This window comes from Stenotrophomonas sp. GbtcB23 (genome assembly GCF_019091045.1).
In the GTDB taxonomy this organism is placed as follows: Bacteria; Pseudomonadota; Gammaproteobacteria; order Xanthomonadales; family Xanthomonadaceae; genus Stenotrophomonas; species Stenotrophomonas rhizophila_A.
This window is the reverse complement of sequence record NZ_JAGXKC010000323.1, coordinates 1-297: the sequence shown is the minus strand read 5'-3', so window position 1 is coordinate 297 and position 297 is coordinate 1. Positions and strand designations below refer to the sequence as shown.

The window sequence follows — 297 nt, the reverse complement described above, 5'->3', positions numbered from 1 at the left end:
AGTGTTCGTCCTTGGGGCATGGCACTGGTTCCGGTCGCGTCGAGATCTCCTGCAGGCCGGGGCCAGCATCAACGGGCTGTACTACGAGACGTTGCGGGATTGGCGTGACTATCCGTTTGTGATGGTGCTGCCCCTGTGCCTGCTTTGCGCGTACAACGGCAACGGCTGGGCCTTGCTGGCTCCGCCCGTGCTACTGCTGGGCGACCTGTCTTGGAAGGTCCCGCGCACTCGCTGGGCCTTCTACGGGTACTATGTCGGCCATCTGGCGCTGTTTTGCGCCGTCGCACGGATGGATGG

General features: G+C 63.6%; 1 protein-coding gene. It reads left to right on the top strand.

All coding sequences use genetic code 11. From position 1 onward, the window contains the following. The coding region (locus KVS69_RS19285) for a TraX family protein (protein ID WP_254622300.1) at positions 1-297 on the top strand (297 nt) is incomplete at both ends.